26 protein-coding genes, 1 tRNA gene and 1 pseudogene are annotated in these 24,738 nt (G+C 74.3%); 14 read left to right on the top strand and 14 right to left on the bottom strand.

The window, feature by feature from the left end:
* Positions 1-20 precede the first annotated feature (20 nt).
* Complete coding sequence (locus AC230_RS09795; RefSeq protein ID WP_053161103.1) at positions 21-2,054, bottom strand: bifunctional glycosyltransferase 87/phosphatase PAP2 family protein; 2,034 nt, start codon at positions 2,052-2,054, stop codon at positions 21-23.
* A gap of 292 nt (positions 2,055-2,346) precedes the next feature.
* Here AC230_RS09795 and AC230_RS09800 point away from each other — a divergent pair, with 292 nt between their 5' ends.
* Positions 2,347-2,850 carry a GNAT family N-acetyltransferase gene (locus tag AC230_RS09800; RefSeq protein ID WP_049715683.1) on the top strand — a complete coding sequence of 168 codons (504 nt, stop codon included), beginning with the start codon at positions 2,347-2,349 and terminating at the stop codon, positions 2,848-2,850.
* On the opposite strand, the gene AC230_RS09805 is transcribed toward AC230_RS09800, so the two are convergent.
* Both AC230_RS09805 and AC230_RS09810 read right to left on the bottom strand, forming a co-directional pair.
* Positions 2,838-4,889 carry an MDR family MFS transporter gene (locus AC230_RS09805; RefSeq protein WP_049715684.1) on the bottom strand — a complete coding sequence of 684 codons (2,052 nt, stop codon included), beginning with the start codon at positions 4,887-4,889 and terminating at the stop codon, positions 2,838-2,840. The two genes, AC230_RS09800 and AC230_RS09805, sit on opposite strands and share 13 nt — an antisense overlap.
* 242 nt (positions 4,890-5,131) lie before the next feature.
* Positions 5,132-6,259: an alpha/beta hydrolase family protein gene (locus AC230_RS09810; RefSeq protein ID WP_078871133.1), complete on the bottom strand. Its 1,128-nt coding sequence runs from the start codon at positions 6,257-6,259 to the stop codon at positions 5,132-5,134.
* A gap of 286 nt (positions 6,260-6,545) precedes the next feature.
* Here AC230_RS09810 and AC230_RS09815 point away from each other — a divergent pair, with 286 nt between their 5' ends.
* Positions 6,546-7,214, top strand: coding sequence for an HAD-IA family hydrolase (locus AC230_RS09815; RefSeq protein ID WP_049715686.1), 669 nt, complete (start codon positions 6,546-6,548; stop codon positions 7,212-7,214).
* A gap of 108 nt (positions 7,215-7,322) precedes the next feature.
* Here the strand turns inward: AC230_RS09815 and AC230_RS09820 are convergent, their stop codons facing one another.
* Positions 7,323-7,904, bottom strand: a complete 582-nt coding sequence (locus tag AC230_RS09820) for a TMEM165/GDT1 family protein (RefSeq protein WP_049715687.1) — start codon at positions 7,902-7,904, stop codon at positions 7,323-7,325.
* Between the two features lie 421 nt (positions 7,905-8,325).
* Here AC230_RS09820 and AC230_RS09825 point away from each other — a divergent pair, with 421 nt between their 5' ends.
* Both AC230_RS09825 and AC230_RS09830 read left to right on the top strand, forming a co-directional pair.
* Positions 8,326-8,799: a DoxX family protein gene (locus tag AC230_RS09825; protein ID WP_078871096.1), complete on the top strand. Its 474-nt coding sequence runs from the start codon at positions 8,326-8,328 to the stop codon at positions 8,797-8,799.
* Between the two features lie 211 nt (positions 8,800-9,010).
* On the top strand, positions 9,011-9,634 hold the full coding sequence (locus AC230_RS09830; RefSeq protein ID WP_049715688.1) for a DedA family protein: 624 nt from the start codon (positions 9,011-9,013) through the stop codon (positions 9,632-9,634).
* A gap of 96 nt (positions 9,635-9,730) precedes the next feature.
* On the opposite strand, the gene snpA is transcribed toward AC230_RS09830, so the two are convergent.
* On the bottom strand, positions 9,731-10,414 hold the full coding sequence (gene snpA / locus AC230_RS09835) for a snapalysin (RefSeq protein WP_078871097.1): 684 nt from the start codon (positions 10,412-10,414) through the stop codon (positions 9,731-9,733).
* A 237-nt stretch (positions 10,415-10,651) separates the two neighbouring features.
* Here snpA and AC230_RS09840 point away from each other — a divergent pair, with 237 nt between their 5' ends.
* Entirely contained in the window at positions 10,652-11,689 is a 1,038-nt protein-coding gene (locus AC230_RS09840; protein WP_078871098.1) for a LysR family transcriptional regulator, read from the top strand.
* Between the two features lie 91 nt (positions 11,690-11,780).
* Entirely contained in the window at positions 11,781-12,035 is a 255-nt protein-coding gene (locus AC230_RS09845) for a cupredoxin domain-containing protein (RefSeq protein ID WP_049715690.1), read from the top strand.
* A gap of 91 nt (positions 12,036-12,126) precedes the next feature.
* Here AC230_RS09845 and AC230_RS09850 read toward each other — a convergent pair whose 3' ends face one another.
* Positions 12,127-12,549 carry a hypothetical protein gene (locus tag AC230_RS09850; RefSeq protein ID WP_049715691.1) on the bottom strand — a complete coding sequence of 141 codons (423 nt, stop codon included), beginning with the start codon at positions 12,547-12,549 and terminating at the stop codon, positions 12,127-12,129.
* A gap of 381 nt (positions 12,550-12,930) precedes the next feature.
* Here AC230_RS09850 and AC230_RS33560 point away from each other — a divergent pair, with 381 nt between their 5' ends.
* The gene (locus tag AC230_RS33560; protein ID WP_241833158.1) at positions 12,931-13,143 is read left to right on the top strand and encodes a serine hydrolase; all 213 of its coding nucleotides are present in this window, start codon (positions 12,931-12,933) and stop codon (positions 13,141-13,143) included.
* Between the two features lie 142 nt (positions 13,144-13,285).
* Here AC230_RS33560 and AC230_RS09855 read toward each other — a convergent pair whose 3' ends face one another.
* From AC230_RS09855 to AC230_RS09865, 3 genes are read right to left on the bottom strand one after another with little or no spacing between them, the layout of a single operon-like run.
* The gene (locus AC230_RS09855; protein WP_049715692.1) at positions 13,286-13,909 is read right to left on the bottom strand and encodes a LysE family translocator; all 624 of its coding nucleotides are present in this window, start codon (positions 13,907-13,909) and stop codon (positions 13,286-13,288) included.
* A gap of 28 nt (positions 13,910-13,937) precedes the next feature.
* Positions 13,938-14,705 (bottom strand): hypothetical protein, encoded by a 768-nt coding sequence (locus AC230_RS09860; protein ID WP_049715693.1) that lies wholly within the window; start codon positions 14,703-14,705, stop codon positions 13,938-13,940.
* A 25-nt stretch (positions 14,706-14,730) separates the two neighbouring features.
* Positions 14,731-15,483 carry a histidine phosphatase family protein gene (locus tag AC230_RS09865; protein ID WP_241833159.1) on the bottom strand — a complete coding sequence of 251 codons (753 nt, stop codon included), beginning with the start codon at positions 15,481-15,483 and terminating at the stop codon, positions 14,731-14,733.
* 38 nt (positions 15,484-15,521) lie between these two features.
* Between AC230_RS09865 and AC230_RS09870 the strand changes: the two genes are divergently transcribed.
* Together AC230_RS09870 and AC230_RS33565 are read left to right on the top strand one after the other, a co-directional pair.
* A complete protein-coding gene (locus AC230_RS09870; protein ID WP_049715694.1) occupies positions 15,522-15,875 on the top strand; it encodes a gamma-glutamylcyclotransferase family protein in 354 nt (117 codons plus the stop codon).
* A gap of 15 nt (positions 15,876-15,890) precedes the next feature.
* Positions 15,891-16,263, top strand: a pseudogene (locus AC230_RS33565) (serine hydrolase); the annotation flags it as partial.
* Positions 16,264-16,286: 23 nt separating this feature from the next.
* Here AC230_RS33565 and AC230_RS09875 read toward each other — a convergent pair.
* A complete protein-coding gene (locus AC230_RS09875; protein ID WP_049715695.1) occupies positions 16,287-16,466 on the bottom strand; it encodes a hypothetical protein in 180 nt (59 codons plus the stop codon).
* A gap of 416 nt (positions 16,467-16,882) precedes the next feature.
* Between AC230_RS09875 and AC230_RS32495 the strand changes: the two genes are divergently transcribed.
* On the top strand, positions 16,883-17,065 hold the full coding sequence (locus AC230_RS32495) for a hypothetical protein (RefSeq protein WP_049715696.1): 183 nt from the start codon (positions 16,883-16,885) through the stop codon (positions 17,063-17,065).
* A gap of 334 nt (positions 17,066-17,399) precedes the next feature.
* Here the strand turns inward: AC230_RS32495 and AC230_RS09885 are convergent, their stop codons facing one another.
* Positions 17,400-18,020, bottom strand: coding sequence for a 2'-5' RNA ligase family protein (locus AC230_RS09885; RefSeq protein ID WP_078871099.1), 621 nt, complete (start codon positions 18,018-18,020; stop codon positions 17,400-17,402).
* Between the two features lie 14 nt (positions 18,021-18,034).
* On the bottom strand, positions 18,035-19,489 hold the full coding sequence (locus AC230_RS09890; RefSeq protein WP_422125573.1) for a helix-turn-helix domain-containing protein: 1,455 nt from the start codon (positions 19,487-19,489) through the stop codon (positions 18,035-18,037).
* 433 nt (positions 19,490-19,922) lie between these two features.
* Between AC230_RS09890 and AC230_RS32500 the strand changes: the two genes are divergently transcribed.
* Entirely contained in the window at positions 19,923-20,972 is a 1,050-nt protein-coding gene (locus tag AC230_RS32500) for a hypothetical protein (RefSeq protein WP_157868544.1), read from the top strand.
* 298 nt (positions 20,973-21,270) lie between these two features.
* Here the strand turns inward: AC230_RS32500 and AC230_RS09900 are convergent.
* Positions 21,271-21,345 (bottom strand) — tRNA-Val (locus AC230_RS09900).
* A gap of 181 nt (positions 21,346-21,526) precedes the next feature.
* Between AC230_RS09900 and AC230_RS09905 the strand changes: the two genes are divergently transcribed.
* Genes AC230_RS09905 through AC230_RS30945 form a run of 3 tightly spaced genes read left to right on the top strand, consistent with a single transcriptional unit; the run spans position 21,527 to position 23,969 of the window.
* Positions 21,527-22,276 (top strand): DUF4097 family beta strand repeat-containing protein, encoded by a 750-nt coding sequence (locus AC230_RS09905; protein ID WP_049715698.1) that lies wholly within the window; start codon positions 21,527-21,529, stop codon positions 22,274-22,276.
* Between the two features lie 35 nt (positions 22,277-22,311).
* A complete protein-coding gene (locus AC230_RS09910) occupies positions 22,312-23,730 on the top strand; it encodes a hypothetical protein (RefSeq protein ID WP_422125569.1) in 1,419 nt (472 codons plus the stop codon).
* A gap of 23 nt (positions 23,731-23,753) precedes the next feature.
* A complete protein-coding gene (locus AC230_RS30945) occupies positions 23,754-23,969 on the top strand; it encodes an FmdB family zinc ribbon protein (RefSeq protein WP_078871102.1) in 216 nt (71 codons plus the stop codon).
* A 23-nt stretch (positions 23,970-23,992) separates the two neighbouring features.
* Here the strand turns inward: AC230_RS30945 and AC230_RS09915 are convergent, their stop codons facing one another.
* Positions 23,993-24,655 (bottom strand): O-methyltransferase, encoded by a 663-nt coding sequence (locus AC230_RS09915; protein ID WP_049715700.1) that lies wholly within the window; start codon positions 24,653-24,655, stop codon positions 23,993-23,995.
* Between the last annotated feature and the right edge of the window lie 83 nt (positions 24,656-24,738).

Raw genomic sequence — 24,738 nt, forward strand, 5'->3', positions numbered from 1 at the left:
GCGCCCCCGCCCGGGCCGGCTCATACGCGCGCCGACCGCTGCTCCGCCGCCGACGCGTCCGGTGCGCCGCGCGCCCCCGGGATGCGGGCGAGGGCCTGCCGGCCGGGGCCGGTCAGGGCGTACTGGAGGGCGAAGCCGGAGGCGACGACGGCGGCGCCGCCGGCCGCGTCGAGGACGTAGTGGTTGGCGGTGCCGACGATCACCAGGAAGGTGAGCAGGGGGTAGACCATGCCGAGCGCCTTGGTCCACGGTCCCGGCGCGACGATCGCGATGACGACGCCGCACCACAGGGACCAGCCGATGTGCAGGGAGGGCATCGCGGCGTACTGGTTGGACAGTTCGGTCAGCGCCCCGAAGTCGGGGTGGGCGAGGTCCTGGGGGCCGTTGGCGGTGTCGATGTAGCCGAGGCCGGGCATGAGGCGCGGCGGGGCGAGCGGGTAGGCCCAGAAGCCGACGAGCGCCAGGAGGGTGGCGAGGGCGAGGGCCGTGCGCGCCCAGCGGTAGGTGGCGGGGCGGCGTACGTAGAGGAAGCCGAGCACGGAGAGCGGCAGCAGGAAGTGGAAGGTGCCGTAGTAGTAGTTCATGGTGTGCTCGAGCCAGCCGACGCCCGCCACGAAGTGGTTGAAGGCGTGCTCGACGTCGACGTGCAGGAGCTTCTCGGCGCCGAGGATCTGCCGGCCGTGGGCCTCGGCGACGCTCCGTTCGTCGGGGGCGCTGCCGCGGATGTACGCGTAGCCGAAGTAGCCGACCCGTATCAGCATCAACTCCAGCAGCAGATTGGGGCGGTTGAGCGGGCGCTTCCAGAAGCGTGCGAGCGGGATCCCGGGGAGGCGGCCCGGCTGGGGGTCGACGACGGGGGTCGGCGTGGGCCGCTCCCACAGCTCCGATCCGCGGGTCAGGAACGGCACCGCGCAGGCGGCGGCGAGCGCGGCGAGCAGCGGGGCGTTGTCGCCGAGGGGGGCGAGGACGGGGTTGTCGGGGACGATGATGCGGCTGGGCAGGGTCGTGACGAGCACGACGAGCACCGGCCACACCAGCCGGTCGGCGCGGCGGCGGCCGGTCCGGCCGGCGAGGGCGAGCAGGATCCACAGCTGCTGGTGGCGGAAGGCGGTGGGCGAGGCGGCGACGGTGACGCAGCCGGTGACGGCGACGGCGAGCAGCGGCTGTCCGTCGCGGGCGTAGCGCACGGCGCGGCGCAGGCCGAGGACGGCGACGGCGGCCGCGAGGGCCGCGCAGAGCGCGATCTCGGCCGGTCCGCGCAGGCCGAGGCGGAGCAGGAGCCCGTGCAGGGACTGGTTGGCGAGGCCGTCCGGCCGGTCGCCGAGGCCGGCGCCGGCGACGTGGTGGATCCAGTACGTCCACGAGTCCCGCGGCGCGGCGGCCCAGGCGAGGGCGGTGGCGAGGGCGAAGGTGCCGCCCGCGACGGCCGCCGCCCGGCGGCGGCCGGTGAGCCGGAGCAGGGGGACGAACAGCAGGACGGCGGGCTGGAGGGCGGCCGCGAGCCCGGCGAGGACGCCGGCGGAGCGGCCGGAGCCCTCGGTGCGGCGGGGCGGGCAGCAGGCCAGCACGGCGAGGAGGACGGGGAGGACGCTGGTCTGGCCGAGGGTCAGGGCGCTGCGGACGGGCAGCGAGAGCACGGCGAGGCTCACGGCGACGGGCGCGGCGAGGAGGGCGGTGCGCCGGGAGAGCGGTCCGGGCAGCGCGCGGGCGGCGACGAGGGCGAGGGCGACGACGAGGAGGAGGGTGCCGATCGTCCAGCCGATGCCGAGGCTTTGCTCGGCGGCGCGGGTGAGCGGCTGGAGGACGAGACCGCCGAAGGGGGTGCCGGTGAACCGGTCGTCGTCGTAGAAGGAGCCGCGGGTGCGCAGCACGCCGTGTGCGCCCGTCCAGGACGCGAGGTCGGTGAACCGGTGTTCCGGGGGCCGGAGCAGGACGGCGGCGGCCTGACGGGCCGCCAGCGCGCCGGCGAGCAGCCAGAGGGCGCCGAGCGCCAGGACGGTCCGTGAGCCGGCCCTCCGCGGACCGGCCGGTCCGCCCCTTCCCGCATCCACCACGCCCTGTCCGCTCCTCCGGTCGCCCGGCCCGACGGCCCCGGTCACCCTCGACGGGCCCGGTGAGACCTTACTGACTACGGGCGGACACCCGCAGGTCGCCACCACGTCACATCCGGCCTTCCCGGGGTGGCCCGAATGCGCCGCTCGCGCGGGGGCGTCCCGGCGCCCGTGTCAGGGATTCATATCAGGTGCCCGGGGGCGCGCGGTGTCCCCCGCGCGGGGAACACCCCCTGTTCGCACAGGCGTTCAATCCGCTCGCGGTCCGCGCCGCGCCGTGCCACGCTCGCCCTCCATGACGGAGTCCCTCCTCATCGCCCCGGCCCCCGCCGCCTCCCCCACCGCCCGCGCCCTGCTGCGCGAGTACCTGGCCGACGTCGCCGGCCGCTGGTACCGGCTGCACCGTCAACGTCCGTACACCGAGGAGGAGTTCGAGCGCCATCTCGCCGAGATGCGGGACGAGGGCCTCGGCGTCCTCCTGGTCGCCCGCCGCGCCGGCGAACCGGCCGGCTGCGGGGGGCTGCGGCGGCTGGACGCCGAACGGGCCGAGGTGACGCGGATGTTCGTGCGCCCGGCGCACCGGGGCGCGGGCGTGGCGCCCGCGCTGCTGAACGCGCTGGAGGAGACGGCCCGCGCCTGGGGCGCGTCCCGGGCCGTGCTGGAGACGCGGCTGGACCTGACGGAGGCCAGGGCGCTGTACGCCCGCCACGGCTACACGCCGGTACCGGCGTACGTGCACGGCCCCCACGCCGAGGTCTGGCTCGGCAAGGAGCTCGGACCGACGCGTCAGAAGCGGTGATCCGCCCTTCCCCCGTCGTGCGGCTGCTCCGCGTCCGACCCGCACATCTCCCCGCACAACTCCCGTACGAGCGCGTCGAGATCGGTCGGCCGGTCCGGCGTCCACCAGTCGCCGAGCAGCTCGGCGAGCGACTCCTCGCGCGCCCGGAAGAGCAGCCTGGCCTGCCGGCGCCCCTCCTGCGTGGGGAGGAGCTGCACGCCCTCGCGGGAGACGAGCCCGCGGGACTCCAACTGCCGTACGGCGTCGGTCAGGACGTGCAGCGGGATGTCCGCCTTCTCGGCGAGCAGCGGTGGTTCGACGTGTCCCTGCCGGTCGGCGCGCAGGAGCATCCAGCTCGCCGCCGGATGCAGGTCGAGCCCGGCCCGTTCGGTGATGTGTTCGTAGACCTGTTTGCGGCCCTCGCGGCTGCCGAGGAGGGACAGCGCGCGGGCCACCTCGTCGCGCGAGGAGCGCTCGACGGGGTTGCTGGCGACGACCTCGCTGGCCTCGGGGGCGGTGACGCTGGCGCGCAGCGGCTCCTCCCGGAGCCACCAGGCGAGGAGGAAGGCGAGGAGCCCGGCGGGGACGGCGTAGAGGAAGACGTCGGTGATGGAGTCGGAGTACGCGGCGAGGACGCCGCCGCGGACGGCGGGCGGCAGCCGGTCCAGGGCGCGCGGGTCGGCCGTGAGACTGGACGGCGAGACGCCCGGCGGGAGCGTGACCCCGGCCAGCGCGTCCCGCACCCGCGGGGCGAGCCGGTTGCTGAAGATCGTCCCGAAGACGGAGACGCCGAAGGAGGCGCCGATGGACCGGAAGAAGGTGGCGCCGGAGGTGGCGACGCCGAGGTTCTCGTAGGAGACGGAGTTCTGCACGACCAGGACCAGCACCTGCATCACCAGCCCCAGCCCCAGGCCGAAGACGAAGAAGCAGACGCTCATCACGCCGGTGCTCGTGGCCGGCTCCAACTGGTGCAGGAGCAGCAGCCCGACGACCATCACGGCGGTGCCGGAGATGGGGAAGAGGCGGTAGCGGCCGGTGCGGCTGACGATCTGTCCGGAGGCGGTGGAGGCGATCAGCATCCCGGCGACCATGGGCAGCATGTGGACGCCGGACAGCGTCGGCGTGACGCCCTTGACGACCTGGAGGAAGGTCGGCAGGTAGGTCATCGAGCCGAACATCGCGAAGCCCACGATGAAGCCGATCACCGAGCAGAGCGTGAAGGTGCGGTTGCGGAACAGCCCCAGCGGCAGCACCGGTTCGGCCGCGCGCCGCTCGACGAGGACGAACGGCACCAGCAGCAGCACGCCGAGCACCCCGAGCCCGATGATCTGCCAGGACGACCAGGGGTAGCTGACCCCGCCGAGCGAGGTCATCAGCACCAGGCAGGTCGCCACGAGGGCGATCAGCAGCGTGCCGGGGTAGTCGATGCGGTGCGGGGTGCGGCGGACGGGGATGTGCAGGACGGCGGCGATGACGGCGAGCGCGACGATGCCGACGGGCACGTTGACGTAGAACACCCAGCGCCAGCTGAGGTGGTCCACGAACAGCCCGCCGAGCAGCGGCCCGAGGACGCTCGTGCCGCCGAACACGGCGCCGAAGAGACCCTGGTAGCGGCCGCGGTCGCGGGGCGGGACGATGTCGCCGACGATCGCCATCGACAGCACCATCAGCCCGCCGCCGCCCAGCCCCTGGAGCGCCCGGAAGGCGATCAGCTGGGGCATGTCCCGGGCCACGCCGCAGAGCACGGAGCCCACGAGGAAGATGCCGATCGCGGTCTGGAAGAGCTTCTTGCGCCCGTACTGGTCGCCGAGCTTGCCCCACAGCGGGGTGGCCGCGGTGGAGGCGAGCATGTAGGCGGTGACCACCCAGGACAGGTGCTCCAGGCCGCCGAGGTCGCTGACGATGGTCGGCAGGGCGGTGGAGACGATCGTCTGGTCGAGCGCCGCCAGCAGCATGCCGAGCAGCAGCGCGCCGATGGCGAGGCGTACGGTCCGGGCGGACCGCTCCCCGCCGGGGGCGGGCTCGGCGGCCACCGCGGCACCCGGGGTCTGCTGCGCCATGGCACCGCCTCCTCGGGATCGGGTCGGTTCCGGCGCGTCGTCCTCCCCATGGTCGTCCGAACGGGCGTCGTCGGCCCGCCGGGCTGGTCCGTCAAGGGGGTGCCGGGCGCCCGGAACAAGCCCGTGACCTGGGGCGTTGGCGCAAAAGCACTGCTTTTTTGTATGTTCGGGAAACAAAGTGGTTCCGCCCGCACTCCCTGACCGGCGGGCGGAACCGCTTGTTCTCCTGCGCGTCCGTTCTCCTACGCGCCCTTGAGGAACGAGACCTCCGGGAAGTCCTTCGACGGCCCGTCGAGCAGCGGGCTCGCCGCCCCGTTCAGGTGCTTGTCGAAGAAGGCCCCGACGTAGGCCCGGGTGAGCGCGTTGCCGCGCTCGCTCCGCACGGTGCCGAAGGCGCCCTCGTAGGCGTCCGGCGGGACTCCCTCCGGCAGGCCGACGCTGTCGGCGAGCCACTGGTTGTCGGTGAACGTCATGTGGCCGCCCTTGCCGACGTCCAGCCACCGCTTCCAGCCGGTGAGGTTCTTCCAGGCGGGGCTCCAGGTGTCCCGCTCACCGCCGAGCTCACCGGCGCGGGCGGCGCCCAGCAGCATGACCGGCTTCCTCAGCCCGCCGGCGGGCTGCCGGGTGAACAGGTCGCCGTCCAGGTCGGCCGCGGCGGCCACCCGCGCGTCACGGCCCGCCGCCTCGACCGCACTCGCGCCGCCGAGCGAGTGCCCGGCCACGCCGATGCGGGACGTGTCGACCTTCAGCCCGGGCACCAGGCCCTCGCCGCCGGTGATCCGGTCGAGCAGGAAGCGGATGTCCTCGGCCCGGTTGCGGACGAGCGCCCCGTTGTCGACGTCCTCCTTGGCGCACAGCTCGCACTTCTCGACCCGCCCGCCGGGGAACTCCACGGCCGACTCGTAGGTGTGGTCGAGCGCGGCCACCACGTACCCCCGGCTCGCCAGGTCCTCGGCCAGCGCGGTCAGCGAGGAACGGCCCTGGGTGAAGCCCGGCGAGAGGACGACGACCGGCCGCGCCCTCCCCTGCGCGGGGGCGGCGTCCACGACGGCGTGCGTGCGCACGGTGCTCAACTTGTCGTTGCCGTACAGCTCCTGGGAGAGCGCGGCGGAGACGTACGGCGCCTTGGCACCGGCGGACGAACGGGCCGGGTACCGGACGGTGACCATCAGCTCGCGCGGCCCGGCCGACGGCTTCCAGGGATCGGTCCGGGCGGAGTCCACCAGGCGCAGCGTCCGCTCGCCGACGGGCAACGCCCCGGTCGGGGCGGGGACTTCGGGCGCCGCGGCCGCGGCGGCCGCCTGGGGCGCCACCAGGGCGGCGGTCAGCAGGGCGGCGGCGAGGCCGCCCGCGCGTACGGAATTCTTCATGATCGCCACGCTAGGGAGCGCGGGATCCCCGGGCATCGGCCGCCGGGAGGAGCGGCGGCCCGTACCGCACGGGGGCGACCCCCGCCGACCGGAGGGGTCGCCGGCGGCCACGGCGCCCCTGCCGGGGCGCGGCTCCGCTGCCGGCGGCGCCGAAGGCCCCCTACCACCGCGGGCACCGGCCGGCCCGGCGCGGGGGCGGGCGCGCCCTCCCTCCCCTTTGCCCGACCCGGAGGCGACTTTGTATCGTATATGAACAAAACCCGGCCCCTCACCGCAGGAGTGCACCATGCGCAGGTCAGAGACCATGAGCGCGATCAAGGCCGTCCTTCTCGACATGGACGGCACCATCGTCAACTCCGACGCGGTCGTCGAGCGCTGCTGGCGCCGCTGGGCCGAGGAGCACGGCCTGGACGCCGACGAGGCGCTCAAGGTGGTCCACGGCCGCCAGGGCTGGGCGACGATGGCGCACCTGCTGCCGGACCGGCCGATGGAGCTCAACCACGAGGACAACCGGCGGATGCTCGAGGCCGAGACGGCCGACACCGACGGCGTCGTCCCCGTCGGCGGCGCCCCCGCCTTCATGGCCTCCCTCGCGGACGTCCCGCACGCCCTGGTCACCTCCGCCGACCGGGCCCTGGCCGAGGCCCGCATGGGCACGGCCGCCCTCCCCATGCCCGCCGTCCGCGTCACCGCCGAGTCCGTCAGCGCCAGCAAGCCGGACCCGGAGGGCTTCCTCAAGGGCGCCGCGGAGCTGGGCTTCGCCCCCGCCGACTGCGTCGTCTTCGAGGACTCCGAGGCCGGCGTCGCCGCCGGCCGCGCCGCCGGCATGCGCGTCGTCGGCGTCGGCCCCCGCGCCGCCGCCCTCGGCCCCGACGCCCACGTCATGGACCTCACCCAGGTCCACGTGGAGCGCGCGGCGGACGGCACGGTCACCCTCCACTTCACGGAGGCGTGAGGCCCGCCCGGCCACCGGCCGGCGAGCACCTCGACCACCCTTGGAAAGAAGCCACTTGGGCGGGCCGGGGCGACACGTCGCCCCGGCCCGCCCGGTCCGTTCCGCCGTCTACCCCGTCACCGCCTCGTACAGGCTGAACCCCGCCAGCGCCAGCATCACCAGCGCCGCCACCTTGGTGATCAGGGCGAGGGGGACGTAGCGGAGGAGGGTGCGGCCGCCGGCGATGCCGAGGGCGGCGACGGCCCAGAGGCCGAGGACGGCGCCGAGGGCGACGGAGAGGGGGTCGTCGTAGCGGGCGGCGAGGTTGGCGGTCATGATCTGGGTGAGGTCGCCGAACTCGGCGACCAGGATGAGCATGAAGCCCGCGCCGGAGACCTTCCAGAAGGACTGGCCGGCGGGGGCCTTGATCTCCTCGTCGCCCTCGTCCTTCTTGAGCAGCAGCACGGCCGCGCCCAGCAGGAACGCCGCGCCCACGATCGCCTGGAGCAGGCGGTGCGGCAGCAGCGTGAGGAGGCTGCCCGCCGCGATGGCCAGGGCGACGTGGACGGCGAACGCGGCCGCGACGCCGGCGAAGACGTAGGACGCGCGGTAGCGGGTGCCGAGCATCAGGGACGCCAGCGCGGTCTTGTCCGGCAGCTCGGCCAGGAAGATCACGCCGAAGACCAGGGCGGTCACGGTGAGGCTGATCAAGGGATTCTCCCCTTCGGTGGGGCCGCCGCACCGAAGAAGCCCGCCGGGTGGGGATCAGGGGTCGCCTCGGCACGGCAGCGTCGTGGACACTGCGGCCGAAGGTCTCGCTGGCCTGCGCCGACACGGCGCGGCTCCGGGCGCCGGCCGGGCACGGGGGCCCAGCAGTATGTCGACGGTCCGGCGAAGAGCTACTCCCCTTCTGCTCCCCTCAGGGTACGTGACGCGCGCCGGTGCCCCGACCCGACGGCGAACCCGTCACACGTCGCACCCTGGCATCAGGGACACCGTCCCACACATCACCGAACGGTCTCGAAGGAGGAGATCGGGGGGAGATAAAGAACTTGAACTTGCAAGTATTGTGAGGGATACCTAACCTTTGGACCTCTCGTCGTATCCGTCCCCCGACACGAGGAGCTCCACCATGGCCCCCACGTCCACCCGGACCCCGTCCAAACCGTCGTCCCCCACCGGCGCCGCCGCACCGCTCACGGCGCGCCTGGACGCGGCCCGCCCGTACGTCCTGTCGCTGTTCCGCGCCGTCGTCGGCCTGCTCTTCGCCTGCCACGGCGCCGCCTCGCTCTTCGGCGTCCTGGGCGGCGCGGCCGGCACGAAGGGCGGCACGATCGAGGCCGGCACCTGGCCCGGCTGGTACGCGGCCGTGATCCAGCTCGTCTGCGGCCTGCTGGTCATGGCCGGCGCCGGCACCCGGGGCGCGGCCCTGATCGCCTCCGGCTCGATGGCGTACGCGTACTTCGACGTGCACCAGAAGCTCGCCCTGTGGCCGATCCAGAACGGCGGCGAGGCGGCGGCGATGTTCGCCTTCGCCTTCCTGCTGCTGGTCTTCACGGGCCCCGGCCCGGTGGCCCTGAGCCGGCTGTACTCGCGCGGCCGGTGACCTGACGGGCGGGGCCCCGGCCCCGCCCGACGGTCCGTCACGGACCGCCCGGGGCATGTGACGCGCGTCTCCCCCGCCCGGTGATGCGCACTACATCACGTGCCCCATTCACCTTCCCCGGAAGCCCCACGCGTACTGTGTACGGTTGTGAAGGCCGCTCCTGCCGCTCCCCTGCGACATCGCGGCGGGGGACCGTACCAGGAGATCGGACGTGCTGGAGCAGTTGGGGGCGTTGGCCGACACGCCATGGATATACGTCATCGTCGGCCTGTCGGTGCTGCTCGACGTCTTCCTGCCGGTGCTGCCGAGCGGTGTCCTGGTGATCACCGCCGCCACCGCCGCGGCGGGCTCGGCCGTCAGCGCCCACAGCGCCTCCGCCTTCCCGCACCTGTGCGCCCTGGTGGCCTGTGCCGCGACCGCCTCGGTCCTCGGTGACCTGGTCGCCTACCGCCTCGCCTGGCGCGGCGGCGACCGCTTCGACCGCGCCATCGCCCGCTCCCGCCGTCTCACCACGGCCCAGGAGCGGCTCGGGACCGCGCTGCTGCGCGGCGGCGGCGCGCTCGTCGTCGTCGCCCGTTTCGCACCGGCCGGCCGCTCGGTGGTCAGCCTGGGCGCCGGGGTCACGCACCGCCGGGTCCGCGAGTTCCTCCCCTGGTCCGCGCTGGCCGGGCTGAGCTGGGCCGTCTACAGCGTCTGCCTGGGCTACTTCGGCGGCAGATGGCTCGGCGCCACCTGGATCGGCACGGCGGTCTCCGTCCTCGCGCTCTTCCTGGCGGGGGCGGGCGCCGCGTTCCTCGTCCGCCGCCCGCACCGCCTCGAGGCCGAGGCGGGCTGACGGCGGCGGACCGGGAGAACGCCGGACGGGCCGGGGAGCCCGTCCGGCGTCCGTCATGTCGCACCCGTGCGGCGGACGTGCGGCGGACCGCGCCCGTCAGTAGACCTTGACCGTCGGGCCCTGCTTGGTCGCGAACGGGCTCAGCCCGTTCCGCCACAGCGAGTCCACCCGGCTGCGCTCGTTCGCGTTCGGGTAGCGGTTGGTGCAGGACGGGCCGGGGCCGCCGCCGGACATCAGCTCACTGCACGGGCCCGAGTAGTGGTCCGGCAGGCCGAGCACGTGACCGGTCTCGTGGGCGGTGACGCGCACCGAGTCGTACTGCTGGTTCTGGCGGTAGTCGAGGAAGATGTACCCCCGGCCGTGGCCGTCGGTGCTCGCGTACGAACCGCGCGAGTCGTTGCCCTCGTAGTAGCTGAAGTCCGCGTCCGAGCCCTGCTGGAGACGGACGTTACGGACGGAGCTGTTCCATATCTGTGCGCTCTGCGCTATCTGGCTCGCGAAGCTCGGGGCCTGGCTGGCGTCGTACGTCACCGTGACGGTCCTCAGCCCCGGCGACGCCGCCTGCTTGGCCTTCGCGGACTTCATCACGGCGTCGTAGAACGCCTTGCTGTCGGCCTCCTCCCGGGCCGAGCCCACGTAGGACGAGACGACGGAGGAGGATCTGGCCGACTGCTGCGGGGCCTGGGCCGCCGACGCCGGAACGGCCGTGGCCGCGGTCGCCAGGCCGATGCCGAGCGCGGCCGTCGCGGCCAGCAGGGAACGCTTCATGGAGTGATTCATGTGGGGGACTCCATTCGTGCGGCACGCCGCGGGAACCGTGCGGGTGGGACGCGCGGCCCGGCGGCGCGCCGAAGGGTTTCGGTTTCCGCAGAGTGTGGGCCGGGGCGTCGCCGGCGCGGATGATGCCAATCCGCTATAGCCCCGGCCCCATCACCCCCACCCGCCACCGGCCGCGGCCGCACGGCCCGTTCGCGCATCTGCCCGAGATGTGCCTGGTGTGACCCACGGGGCGCGGATATGCTCGCGACCGTGGAGCTTGAGGTCAGGCACCTCCGAGCGCTTTGCGCCATCGCCGACACGGGGAGCGTACGGAAGGCCGCGTTACAGCTGGGCATGACCCAGCCGTCCCTCACCACTCAGCTCAGGCGCATCGAGGCGGCGGTCGGCGGAACGCTGTTCATCCGGGGGCAGACGGGCAGCCGCCCCACGCCGCTGGGGCACTCCGTGCTGTCCCGGGCGAGACCCATCGTGGCGGAGATGACCGCCCTGGTCATCGCCGCGCGCGACGCGGCCTGCGGGGTCGGCGGGTTGTGCCTGCGGCTGGGGGGCGTGGGGAGCCGGGTGGTGCCGGGCTGGCTGCGGCGCGTCCACGAGCGGCGGCCCACCGCCGAGACGACGATCCACATAGAGGTATCCTCCGCCGCCCTGCTCCAACTGCTCGTCTCCAAACAGCTCGACGCCGCCCTGGTCCACGAGCCGGCCGGCTTCCCGCTGCGGCTGCCGCCGGAGATGGAACGCCGCGTGCTGGCGCCCCGCGAGCCCCGCTTCGTCGCCCTGGCCGCCGGCCACCCCGCCGCCCGCCACCCGGTGGTGCCGCTCGCCGAGCTCGGCGACGACTCCTGGATCGTCGACCCCGCGGCGGGCCACGAATGCGCCGCGCTCCGCCGCGCGTTCAGCACCGCCGGCCTCGATCCGCGGCTGCTGCACGTCCGCGACAGCGCCACCGCCGCCGAGCTCGTCGCCGCCGGCGTTGCCGTTCGCTCCTGCGAACCCACCGCGGAATCCACGGCCGCCACCGTCGTCCGTCCGCTGCTCGGCGACCCCTTGACCGCGCAGGTGTCCCTCGTGGCCCGGCCCGGCGCCCTGCCGATCACCGAAATCGACGCGCTGTACGCGGACTTGGCCGATGCCTATACGGAACTCGCCAACGGCAGCGCGGTGTACCGGGCGTGGCTGGGCGGGGCCGCGGACGACGGGCCCGGACCGCTCACGCCCGCGTCGTATCCGCCGTCCCCCACGGGCGTCCCGTGCGAGCGCCAGGACATCTCCGCCTGACTCGTCCGGGTGACAAGGCGGTTGAAGCGGACGGCCCAGGGCAAACCACCCGCCCAGGGACTTCCGGTCCCCGGGTGAATGGGGACGATCCATGGCCACCCATACCGTATCCATCGTGGACTTCGCCTTCCGGCCCGACCAGTTGACGATCCCCTTCGGCGACACGGTCGTGTGGAGCGACGACGGGTCCACCACGCACACGGTGACGGCGGACGACGGCACCTTCGACTCGGGCGACATCGCCCCGGGCGGGACGTTCGCCCTCACCTTCGACCGGGGCAGGGGCACGGTCGCGTACCACTGCTCGATCCATCCGGACATGAGGGGGGCCGTCACGATCACTTGACCCATGGGCACTTGACACACGGGCCCGGCATCCGGGCCGTCCAGTCCTTGTCCGGGCGGCGGCCGCGCGCACCGGCCGTCGTCCGCGGGCCTCAGCCCAGCAGCTCCCCCAGCCGCGCCGGCACCGCGGCGTCCTCGAACTCCAGCCGTCCCACGTGCACCCCGTCCGAGCCGTACACCGGCTCCTTGAGGACGGCGGTCTTCAGCACCTCCAGCGACCACCGCTCCCCGCTGAGCGTCACCCCGCCGGCGGGCGGCATGACGCTCATGCTCCAGCCCGCGCACAGCAGCCATCTCCCGTACGCGTCCGCCTCGTTGGCCGGGTTGGCCGGGCAGTGGCGCGCCGCGGTCTCCCACAGCGAGCCGTCCGCCGCCGGGGCCCCGGGCACCGCGACCGAGGCCACCACCGCCATCGACCCGTGCCTGGCGTACGCCAGCACGCACCGCCCGTCCGGCCACCGCGCCGTGAACCGCGCCATGATCACGCGGTCCGTACCGGTGATGCGCTTGGGCATGCTTCCGTTCCTCCCCTGTCGATCTCTGTGGTGGGACAACACCCCTGGGACACACGGGGTCACGGGTGGTGCCAGGTACACCCCCTGCCCGGCATGCAGTCCCCTATGCCCGTCCGGCGCCCGCCGATCGGCCGGCACCCGTCGCCGGAACGAGCGGGAGGAAGGGCACGGTGCGGTTCAGCCGTCGGACGGGAGCGCCCCTGGTCACCGGGGCCCTGGCGGCGGGCCTCACCACGCGCCTCACCACGCGCCTCACCACGGGCGCCCCCTCGGCGAGCGGCGCCCCGGGCGCCCCACGCGCCTCGCCGGACGCGGACGTACGGGCCGTCCGCGCGGCCGCCGGACGTCCGCGTCCTGGCCGAGTCGGTCACCGGCCGGGAGGTGCGCCGGGCACGGGCGGGCGGCGGGGCCGAACCCACGCCCTGGGACGCCCAGTTCCGCACCGCCGGCACCACGAAGACGTTCACCACGACGGTGGTGCTCCAGCTCGCCGCCGAAGGGAGGCTCTCCCCCGACGCCACGGAGCACCCCGCGGCGGCGCCTACTGGCAGCACGAGGGCGACGGCTTCGGCACGTACCCCCGCACCGGCGTGACGGACGACGGCCGCCGCGCCGTCGCGCCGTCGCCGCCTCCGTCACCGGCGCGGGCACGCGCCCCGACCTGGTACGCCTGAACCGCGCCACGCGGAAGCCGGTCGACGACGCGCTGTGCCGCCGCTGACGGGAGCCGGCCGGTTCAGTCCCGCAGCGCCAGCGCCGCCCCCAGGCCCACCAGCACGACGCCGGACACCCCGGAGACCCCGCGCCGCACGCGCCGCCGGCGCAGCACGGCCTGGACGCGGCCGAGGACGGCGACGACCACGACGTACCAGAGCAGCGCCAGCCCCCAGAACAGCCCCGCCAGAAGGGCGTGTTGGGCGAGCACCGGCATTCCCGGGAGCGCGAACTGGGGGAACAGCGAGAGGTAGAACGCGGCCACCTTGGGGTTGAGCAGATTGCTCACCAGGCCCTGGCGGAACGCCCGGGAGGGGGCGGTGGCCGTGGCCGGCCCGGCCGTCGCCGGTGCGCGGCCGCCGCGGACGACGTCGGCCAGCGCCCGCACGCCGAGATACACGAGATAGGCCGCGCCGCCCAGCCGCAGGGCGGAGTAGAGGAGCTGCGACCCGGTCAGCAGCGCGGTCAGGCCCGCGACCGCCGCCGCGGCGAGGACCGCGTTGCCGAGCATGATGCCCGCCGCCGTCGCGGCCGCGCCGCGGCGTCCGGCCCCGGCGGCGTTGCGGAGCAGCAGGACGAGGTCGGGGCCGGGGACGACGATCACGGCGAGGCAGGCGGCGACGAAGCCGAGCAGTTGGGCGGTCATGCGCCCCCATCCTGCCACCGCCCGCCCGCTACAGGGGAGTTGGCGTCCACGGCTCGGGCGGCAGGGCGGGCGCCCGGCGCCAGGCGCGGACGAAGACGGCCGTCATCGGCGCGGCGCACAGCGCCCAGAGCGCCGGTCCCGTCCACAGCCCGAGGCCCAGCCAGGCGGTGAACACGGCGGCGGCGACACCGGCGGCGCCCAGGCCCGCGGCGAGGCGTACGAGGAGGCGCATGCGCCGGGTCGGTTCGTACCGGTCGGCGCCCTGGCGCAGCCGCAGGCCGCAGGCGGCGGCCAGCACGAGCCCGGCGGTGCCGACGCCCGCGGCGGCGGCGAGGTTCGCGCCGGCGGGGTTGACGGGGCGCGCCCAGGTCTCCTGCCTCGTGCCCTTGGCGGCGATCTCCTGGACGGCGCCGCGCCAGAGGGTGGCGGTGACGCGGTCGCCGTCGCGGAGCCTGTGCAGCAGCGGACCGGCTCCGGCGAACCCGATCCGCCGGGCCGTGCCCGCGGAGTCGGTCAAGGTCGCTCCGTACTCGCGCCTGCCCGTACGGACGTCGGAGACGGTGAACTCGCGCTCCCGGACGCAGTCGTCCGTCCTGGCCGTCCCCGCCGTCCGGGCCGTCCGGGCCGTCCCGGCCGGCTGCGGGCAGGCCGGCGCGGACCGGTACGCGCGGTCGTCGGCGAGCTGCTCGGGGACGGAGAAGCCCGCCATCCAGACGGCGAAGGCCACGGCGGCCGCTCCGGCGAGGAGGAAGAGGACCGCCGTCGCGGAGTTGCTCAAGGGGTGCCGGCCGTCCATGGCGAACAATCCTCGCACACCGGGCCTAGGGCACCTCCCCGAAGGCGGCCAGCCGCAGCCGGCCGTCCTCGCGGACCCACCGGGAGACGGAGGCGTTCGGCACGGGCCAGGGCCGGGCGCCGGGCCGTTCGCCGCCGGCGGAGAGCACGTGCCGCAGGGCGACGATCACGGCGTCGTGGGCGACGAGCAACACCCGCCGGGCGCCGGTGAGTTCGCCGAGCGCCTCCCGGACGCGCGCGGCGACGTCGGCCAACGACTCGCCGCCGGGCGGCCGGTGGTCCCACTCGGCGAGCCGGGCCGCCTCGGCGGGCGCCCGCTCGCGGAGGGCGGTCTCGTTGAGCCCGTAGAGCTCGCCCATGTCGCGGTCGCGGAGGCGCGCGTCGACGCGGGGCGGCGGGAGGGCGGCGACCTGCCCAGCGATGGCGTCCCACGTCTCGCGGGCCCGCCGGTACGGCGACACGACGCCGGCGTCCGGCGGCTCCCGGCCGGCCAGGCGGCGGCCCGTCCGCGCGGCCTGCGCCCGGCCCGCCTCCGACAGGGGCACGTCCGCGTCGCCCCCGCCGGTCAGGACGACGGCGATCCCGTCGCGCCGTCCCCGCTCGAAGAGGACGTTCGCCACGCTCTCGCCGTGCCGGACGGCGATCAGCTCGCCGGGGCCGATCGGCTCGCCGGGCGCGATCGGCTCGCCGGGGGCGATCAGTCTTTCCGGGACGATCGACTCATCGGGGGCGACCGGCTTTCCCGGGACGACCGGCTCATCGGGGGAGACGCGGCTCACCTTGCCCCCTCCCCCGCCCGCCACGGATCCTGGTGCGCATGATCGACAGCTCCACCGTCCGCCTCTTCTCCTACGGCACCCTGCGACAGCCCGAGGTCCAGCGCTCCCTCTTCGGCCGGGAGGTGGCCGGGACGCCCGAGGAACTGCCCGGCTACCGCCTCGACACGGTGGAGATCACCGACCCCCACGTCATCGCCCTGAGCGGCTCGGCCCACCACCCCATTCTGCGCCCGACGGGCGACCCCGCGGACCGCGTCGCGGGCACGGCCCTGGAGATCACCGAGGCGGAGCTCGCGGCCGCCGACGACTACGAGGTCGACGACTACCGCCGCACCCTCGTCCCCCTCGCCTCCGGCGTCCCCGCCTGGGTCTACGCCCCCGCCGACGCCTAGTTCCGGCCGGCTCCCGTCACCGGACGCCCCCTCGCCGCGGAGATCGACCGGCGCGTCGTCCGGCGCGTCGTCCGGCGCGCGGGGCTGCGCCACACCTCCTTCCCCGCACCCGGCGAACTGCGCGTCCGTGAGCGCCACCCCAGGGGCTACCACCGGGACTCCCCGGGCGCGCCCCTCGTCGACGCCACCGAGTGGGACCTCCTGGGCCTGGGCGGCGGGGCAGCCGGTCTCCTCACTCCGACCTCAACCGCTTCCACTCCGAGCTGCTGCGCGGTCACCTCCTGCCGAAGCCGCAGCTCGACCAGATGCGCACCACCGTCCCCGCCGGCCCCCCTTCGCCCGCGGCGCCCGCTACGGCCTCGGCCTGGTCGGCACACCGCTCTCCTGCCACCCCGGCCGCAGGACCAAGGGCTAGCCCTTCCTCCACCACCGCTCCGCCCGCCCCGCGGTCACCCACTCCGCCCGCAGCCGCTCGTACTCCCGCCGCTCGGCGGCGGTGAGCGCGCGCCCCCGGCGCTCGGACAGGAAGGCGCGGATCGCGCGGTTGATCTCCTCCGCGCCGCGTGGCTGACGTACACGAACCGGGGACATGCGCTCAGGCTACGGCCGCCCACCGACAATTCCCCCGGGTTCGCGCCCAAGTTAAGAAGATGCTCATCAAACCCTCATCAACCGGACGCGTCCGCCTCCTGCGCCCCGCAGAGCCCTTCCGCCCGACCGGCCACCCGAGCCCCGGAAGACGGCCGGACAACGCGCACCACAAGGCACCGGCACCCGCAAGTCGCACCCCTCGCCGTCCCGGAACCCGAGCGCCCCGCCGGAGGCTTGTTCTGGCCGTCCCCCGTCGTGGCGTGTTGAGTTCCGGCCTCCATGGCCCCGGTGTTGTGTCCGTACGGGGGGTGCACGTCGGCGCAGGCGCGCGGAGCGGGGCGGAGGCGGGAGCGACAGCGCGGCCGGGTGCGTCGATGAGGTCGGTGAGGCAGAGGAACCTGCAACACCCTGGCCGTGTGGTCGGGGCGGACAATATCAGCTTCTCCGGCGAACAGCCGACTGTCATCGTTGTGGACGGTACGCGAGTGGATGAGCGGCTCGCGTCCATCCCCGGCGTTCTGTCCGAGGACAGGATCTTGTCGATCTATGAGGTGGCTCGCCGGAACGACGTGCGGCTGGCACCGCAGAACCGGCGTTGAGACGGCCAGTGACAGCTGGCCGGGCGTGGACACCGCCGGCTCGGCGGCGGCGTCCACGCCGGAGGCTCCCGGTCGTCCGGCCCGCCGCCGCGCCCTTCGATGATCTGGGGATCGTCGAAGGGCGAACGGCGGGTGATCCTCGTCGAGGCCGACCCGGCGGGCGAATTCCACGACGGCCCGGGGGGCCCTGGCCATGCCGAGGATCTCCCCGTCCGCGCGGACACGGCGCCGGCCGGTGCCGTCCGGCGAGTAGACGACGATCCGCGGGCGATCGGCCATACCGCCACTCTGCGGTGTGCCGCATCGCCCTGCAGGCTCAGTTGCTCTCTTCCGGCTAGCCGAGCGGCACCGTCGTGAAGCGCTCCCACTCGTACATGTGGTGATCGCGGTTCAGGACGATCAGCTCGACGCTGTCGATGCGGGCCCGCGCCGGCTCGGCCTCGATCCTGTCCAGCGCTTCCGCAACAGGCCGCATGGGGCCCTCGGAGCTGCTGTAGGCGATGGAGACGTGCGGGGCGAAGCCGTCAGCCGCTTCCGGGACTTCCCCCCAAACGTCTGCGACGGCGGCGCGGATCGCCGACCGGACATTGACGGGCGGTTGTTTCGGCGCGGCTTCCCACCGAATCGCCTCGGGCGTGATCTCGGGCCGGTGCAACACCAACTCGAAGGCCGGCACCGCGCGCAGGCGCGATGCCGCGGCCTCCACGATGGCACGCACATCCTTCTCCGCTACCTCGTCCACGAAGCCGAGGCCCTGCATCGTCAGGTGCAGCCACCGGTCGGGGACCAGGTCGAGCCCCGGCACCCCGGCGAGTCCCTGGCGGTAGGTCTCGGCGAGCCGGTGCACCTCCGTCGCGTGCTGGAAGGTGAAGTGCCAGGTGTAAAACCGTCGCGATTGGCGCCAACCCGGGCGCCACCACCAGTGATTGGCCATGGCCTCGTGGTGAGTGCTCATGGCCGGTCATCCAATCAGCCGGCGCCGCCCCCTGGCGAGAGGGCGAGGAGGCGCGGCGCGGTGGTCATGCACCACGCGTCGATCTCCTCCTGGAGGCGCGCGGCCGGCCGTGCGGTGGACCATCGGGAGCGCGCGACGGTGCTCGCCAGGTCGCGCATGCGGCGCATGACCGGCTCCAGCCGATGCTCCGGCGGCAGCGACAGCACGGGAGCAACGGCTTCCGCCGCACCGTCGGGCGAGGCGAGGAGCAGGAGAGCGGAGGCGCGGGCGATGTGGATCTGGGCGGCGGTGCCGTAGGAGTGAGCGGGCTGACTGTGCAGCGCCTGGTCGGCCTCCGCAAGGGCGCCCTGAGCGTCACCGACGCGTGTGAGGACGGACGCGGAGTAGTTGGCTCGGCGGACCTCCGGGCACGAGAAGAGACCGCCGATCTCGTCCTCGCCGGCGGACAGTTGGTCACGGGCGCCCCGGGCGCGGAGCAGGGCGGCTCGTGCCTCGTCGACTGCCCCCAGCTCTGACCATGCGTCCGCCTCCTGGGACGCCAGGAGAACGGCCACGGTGCCGCGCGGGCGGCCCGCGGCGCCCCGACGGGCGTGGTTGACGGCGTCACGAAGCCGACTGTCCCAGAAGGCCACTTTCGAACGGGTGGACAGCACCCAGGCGCTCAACTCGGGATGACCGGCGAGCTCGGCGCACAGCCACGCGGTCCGGCCGTGGGTTTCGGCGTCACGCAGTTGTCCAAGGTCGCTGGACATCCAGGCGAGCAGGGTGCAGAGGTAACCGGCCACTACGTAAAGGTCGCTGGCCTGCCGCGGGTGCTGCCGACCTTCGAGCAACCCGAAGGCGCGGTCCCGCAGCCGGCGCGTCCGGGCGAAGACGCGTGCCGGGTCGCCGGTCAGGTAGGCCTCGGAGAGCGCGCGGGTGTCGGCCATCAGCTGCTCGACGGCGATGTCGCCAACGTTGGTGGCCTCAGCCCATGCCGCCCAGGCCGCCGATTCCTCGGCGGCCACGTGGAGCAGCTCGGCGCCTACCGGCTCTCGGCGCTGTACGGGCGTGGGGGCTGGGGTTTCCGGTGCCGGACCGGTGATCTGAGAGAGGACGAGGCGTTCCGTTTCCGGCATGGCTCGGCGGTCGTCGAAGTCGAGGAGCTGGTCGAGGCCGCAGCCGAAGACCTCGCTGAGGGCCGCCAGGACCGCGAGCGTGGGACGACGACCGGAAGGGCCCGGCCATTTCTCCCACTTGCCGACCAGGCTGGCGTCCGCCGCTACAGATTGCCCCTCTCGGGTACCTGCATCGTTGAGTCGATCAGCGGCTTCTTGCATCGTCCACCCGTGAGCGTGCCGCCACGCCTCGCGCGGGCGCAGGCGGAATCGCGCCCGCATCTCAAGGGCGATGTCGGCGGTGGTGCAGCCGGCGGCCGTCATTTCGAATCGAAGATGATCTCGAGCGGCCTTGTTGGAGCGGTTCGTCATCACGGTCCCAACGGTGCAGGCGGTTTCGCTCACCGTAACCACCCGTCTCCCGACGACGCGGCGCTGCACGGGGAACGGCCCCACCGAGCAGACCAAAGCTGGGCCCCAAAAAGGGCGTCCGCACTGGTCAGAAGCCTGTGCATCTGTCCAAGAGGTTTGGACACCGCAGCTCATGACAAGCGCACCGGGGCTTGCAAAGGTAAGAGGCACCGGGAGTAACCCGGGTCACAGCCATTGCTGATCTCGATGGCACACCCCCTGGAGTGGACGCCATGGCCCCTCGCGCCGACCCGCACATCACGGAGGACTGCTGGCTCGGCCAGCACAGCAAGTGCCCTGGCGCCAGGACGATCCGCTGCGTCTCCGGAGACGGCACTGCCCAACGCGCCGATGTGTTGCCGTGCACATGCCCCTGCCACAGATCAGCGTCCGGATGAGTGCCAGCACCGACTGGCTTGCCCGCTGCGTCCCTTCGCCGACAGCGGTCCGGTCGCAATGGGCGGCGGGCGAGTTGGCGCCCCTCCGCTCCGCGGCGTGGTCCGTCGTCGAGACGCGCGACGTCGTCCAGGCCGTCGACGCGCTGCTCGCCCTCCGGCGGGCCGGGCGTCCCGGCCCGGTCCTCGCCCACCCCGAGGGCCGGCGGATCCGGTGGCTGCCGCCGCCCGGCCAGGCCGCCGCACTCGACGGGCTCCCCGGCCTGACCGTGCGCCCCGCCGACTGGGCCCTGCCACGCCCGCCCGCCGACGAGCCGCTGTACGAGGCCCGGTGCACCACCTGCCGGGAGACCTCGAAGCAGGTCGAAGGCGACCGCTGGGCCCGGAGACCTGGGCGCTCCAGCACACCCGGCTCCACCCGGAGCACACCGGCCACTGCGCCGTCACCACGTCCTTCCGGCGCGTCGATCCCATCAACTGAGCAGCGTCCACAGCCCACTTCACCCGAGGTACCGATGACACGCCCCCTGACTTACCCCACGCAGGACCACCCCGGCGCCCGCTGGCTGGTCTCGCGGACCGTGCACCCCCGCCTCGTCCACGAGGCATGGGACATGGGCTGCACCGCCGGCATCGAAGTCGGTCATCACTTCGACATCGTCCACCTGTCCGCCCGGGCCGTCGAGGACGGCATCGTCGGCGTCAGGACAGACGAAGCGATCAGGTCGGCGTTCCTCACCGCCGGCATCGCCCACGGCGTCATCGCCTCCCGCCGCCGGGACTCCTACACCGTCCTCGTCCCGCCGGGAACCGCCCGGACCTGGGACGCCCCGGACACCACGGGCACCGGGGCCGACGACCCCCACCGCTACCTCCGGGCACCCCACCCCCGACTGCGGGAGGGGCCCGGTGCCTTCTGGCTGCTCCCCGTCCCCTTGGGGGACGAGCACCTCGCCGACCCGGCGCTCCTCCGCTCCCTCCTCGTACCCCCGCCACCCGCACCCCGTCGGCTGAAGTGGGGCAGCCCACAGCCGCCCGCGCGCGCCTGATCCCAGCGCCGGCGCGGCGTCCTTCACCCGCGTCGCCGAGCCGGCCGGCCTGCGCGTCGTCCGGCTGCACGACGCCCGGCACGGCTGCGCCACGTTGCTCACGATGGAGATCCCCGGTCACTCCCAGATCGCGGTGACCAGAACGTCTGCACCCACGTGTCGGAGGACTCCCGGGAGGGAGGCGGTGGGGCATAGGGATCGGCTCTTGCACCGCCGGCGGGAGCGTCCGGAACAGGGACTGCCGTCAAGGGCTACCGTCAACGCCCCCGCGGAGAGATCTCCGCGGGGGCGTTTCCCCTGGTGGGCACAGACGGATTTGAACCGCCGACATCCGCTTTGTAAGAGCGGCGCTCTACCGCTGAGCTATGCGCCCGCAACGAAACGACAGCCTACATGCCCCCGCCCGGCACCCGGCAAACCCGGGAGCGGGGGTTATCCCCACCCCCGGTGCGGCGGTGGGCAGGAGGGCGGGGGGAGGGGTGGGTGCCTAGGGTGAGGGGGCCGGGGGTCGCCGTTTGGAGTGGGGGTTTGTGATGTTTCGCCGTGCTCGTGCCATGCGTCTGACGGTGCTGGTCGGAGGGGTGGCGGTCGCCGGGGCGGTGCTGGCGGGGTGCGGGCAGCCGGATCCGGACGCGGTGGAGCCGGAGACGCGGACGTTCGCGCTGGAGGGGCGGACGCTGACGGTGGACAACGACAACTCGCAGCTGGAGCTGGTGCCGGGGAGCGGGAAGGACGTGAAGGTCACGCGGCGGTTCGACGGGTGGTCGGTGGGCGGCTCCACGGGGACGTCGTGGGAGATGGACGGGGACACGCTCAGGCTGCGGCAGAAGTGCGGCGGGATCAGCAAGCACTGCGAGTCGAAGCACCGGATCGAGGTGCCGGGCGGGGTCACCGTCGTCGTCAAGGACCGGAACGGCGGGGTCACGGCCCGGGGGATCAAGGGCGATCTGCGGATCGGCTCGGTGGACGGGGCGGTCCGCGTGCACGGGGCCGACGGGCGGCTGGACCTCACCACCACCAACGGCGACATCGAGGCCGGCGACGCGATCGGCTCGCACCGGATCTCCGCCCGATCCGACAACGGGAACGTCACGGTCGCGCCCCGGCGCGTCCCGGACCGGGTGCTCGGCGAGTCCGTCAACGGGAACGTCACGGTGAGGCTGCCGGAGAGCGGCAGGTACCGGGTGGACGCGCAGAGCGACAACGGCTCGGCCACGGTGGACGCGCACCGCGACGACGCCTCCCGGCACAGCGTGCGGGCGCACAGCGACAACGGGAACGTCCGCGTGCGCACCGGCGGCTGACCGCGCCCGCGAGGGCGTCCGGGGCGGGTGGGAGAATGGCCCTCCGGCCTGGGCGACCAACGGGAGAGGGCAGAGCGCACGTGACGGTTACCCCCTTCACGCAGTCGGTACGACCCGCCGTGCGGGCGGTCCGGGAGGCCGTCGCGCTGGCACTGCTGCCGCTGCCCCTGCTGGCCGCGGCGGCCGTCGCCGCGCCGGCGGCGTTCGCCGGCGGGGGCACCCGCCGCTGGGGGTGGGGCCGGGGCGAGGGGCAGCGGGCCGAGGCGCAGGCGGCCAAGGACGCCGCGGCGGCCGCGTTCTACGAACTGGACACCGCCCAGCGGGACCTGCGGATCTCCATCGAGACGATCACGGCCGTGGACTCCTCGGCGGCCGCCCGCCGGGCCGCCGGGCAGTTCGCCGCGCTGGGGGCCCGCGTCGACGAGGTGTCGGGCGCGTACATCGCCGCCGTGGACGCCCACGACCTCGACCGGGAGGACCTGGACGGCGCCTCGGCGGCCCGGGCCCGGCAGGACCTGACCCGGGCGAAGGACGAACTGCTCAGGGCCAAGGCGGATCTCGACCGGTTCGCGCAGGGCCTGACGCCGCTGCTGGCGGCGGCCGAGCGGGAGCTGACGAGGCTCGCCCCCGCCGTGGAACGCGCCCGGCAGGCGCTGCTGGCCGCGAGCGAGGCCCTGGACGCCGTCCGCGCGGCCGGTCTGCGGGCCGACGGCCCGGCGGCCCGCCTCGCCGCCCTCGCCCCGGAGCTGACCCGCCTCAACGAGGGCGCCGGCCGGCACGGCGTCCCGCAGACGATCGAGCGGGCCGAGCGGACCCTGCGCGAGGCGGAGGCGGTCCGCGCCGAGGCGGAGCAACTGCCGCGGCGAGCGGCCGAGATCGACAAGCGGCTCGTCTCGCTGCGGACCCGCGCGCAGGCGATCGGCACGCGGGCCGAGGGCGTCGCGCCCGTCCTCAGCGAGCTGCGCCGCCGCTACAGCGCGGCGTGCTGGCAGGACCTCCAGCACGTGCCGGAGCGGGCGCGGCAGTCGGTGGAGCAGGCGGAGGCCAAGCTGGCCGAGGCGCGGCGGGCGCGGGACGAGCAGCGCTGGCCGGACGCGACGGCGCTGCTGTCGACGGTGCGGGCGCTGCTGGCGGAGACCGACGAGTCGGTGTCGGCGGCCGGCGACCGGCTGCGGCGGCTGGACGAGGTGTCGGCGGACCGGCGGGGGGAGATCGAGCGGACCCGGTTCGCGATCAGGGACGCCCAGCGGCTGGCGATGGCCGGGCGCAGCACGCCGGACCCCCGGCACGCGGGCCCGCTGGACGAGGCGGTGGCCCGGCTGGACCGCGCGGTGGCGGGTCTGACCGGGCGGCATCCGGACTGGTGGGCGTTCCTGACCGAGACGGACGCGGTGCGGCGGTCGGTCGCGGAGGTCGTGGCCCGGATCCGGGAGGAGCGCGGCACCCGGGGCTGACCGGTGCTGGCTATGCTGCCGGCATGCCTCGTTACGAATACCGCTGCCGGACCTGTGGTGACGCCTTCGAGCTGGACCGGCCGATGGCCGAGTCGTCCGCTCCGGCGGCCTGCCCCGAGGGGCACGCGGACACCGTCAGACTGCTGTCGGCCGTCGCCGTGACGGGGAGCGCCGCCGCCCCCGCCGCGCCGCGTGCCGGTGGTGGCGGCGGGTGCTGCGGAGGCGGCTGCTGCGGCTGAACGCCGCGCCCGGCCAAGGGGGTTCAGGACACCTTGCGGGCCAGCGTCAGGCCGTCGGCGACGTTCAGCAGGACCGACTCCATGCGCTTGTCGGCGGCGGCGTGGTCGTTGAACCGCCGTACGCCCGCCGCCGGCCCGGTGACCCCGGGGTCGGTCACGGTGCCCTGGAAGAGGGTGTTGTCGACGACGAGCAGGCCGCCGGTCCGCAGCCGGGGGACGATCTCCTCCCAGTAGTTGACGTAGTTCTCCTTGTCGGCGTCGAGGAAGACGAGGTCGAAGCCCGGCTCGGCGGGCAGCGCCCGCAGGGACGCGAGCCCGTCTCCGATGCGCAGGTCGATGCGGTCGGCGACGCCCGCCTCGGCCCAGGCGCGGCGGGCGTGGGCGGTCCACTCCTCGGAGACGTCGAAGGCGATGATGCCGCCGTCGGAGGGCAGGGCCTGGGCCATGGCCAGCGAGGAGAGGCCGGTGAAGGTGCCGATCTCCAGGATGCGGCGGGCACCGGTGAGGCGGACGAGGAAGGCGAGCAACGGCGCCTGCTCCTCGGCGACCTGGAGGTGCGCCGCGTCGGGGAGCAGGGAGCGGGTGGTGTCGACCAGCTTCCGCAGGACGGGGTCGAGCGGCGGGTTGTGGTCGAGGAGGTACTGGTAGAGCTCGGGGCTGAGCTGGACGCTCTTGGTGACGGTCACGCGAACTCCTCGTCGGCGGCGGTACGTTCCGGGTCGGTCGATCCGTGGATCCATGTCCCGTAGATCCATGTCCCGTAGATCCA

The organism is Streptomyces caatingaensis (assembly GCF_001187435.1).
Taxonomy (GTDB): Bacteria; Actinomycetota; Actinomycetes; order Streptomycetales; family Streptomycetaceae; genus Streptomyces; species Streptomyces caatingaensis.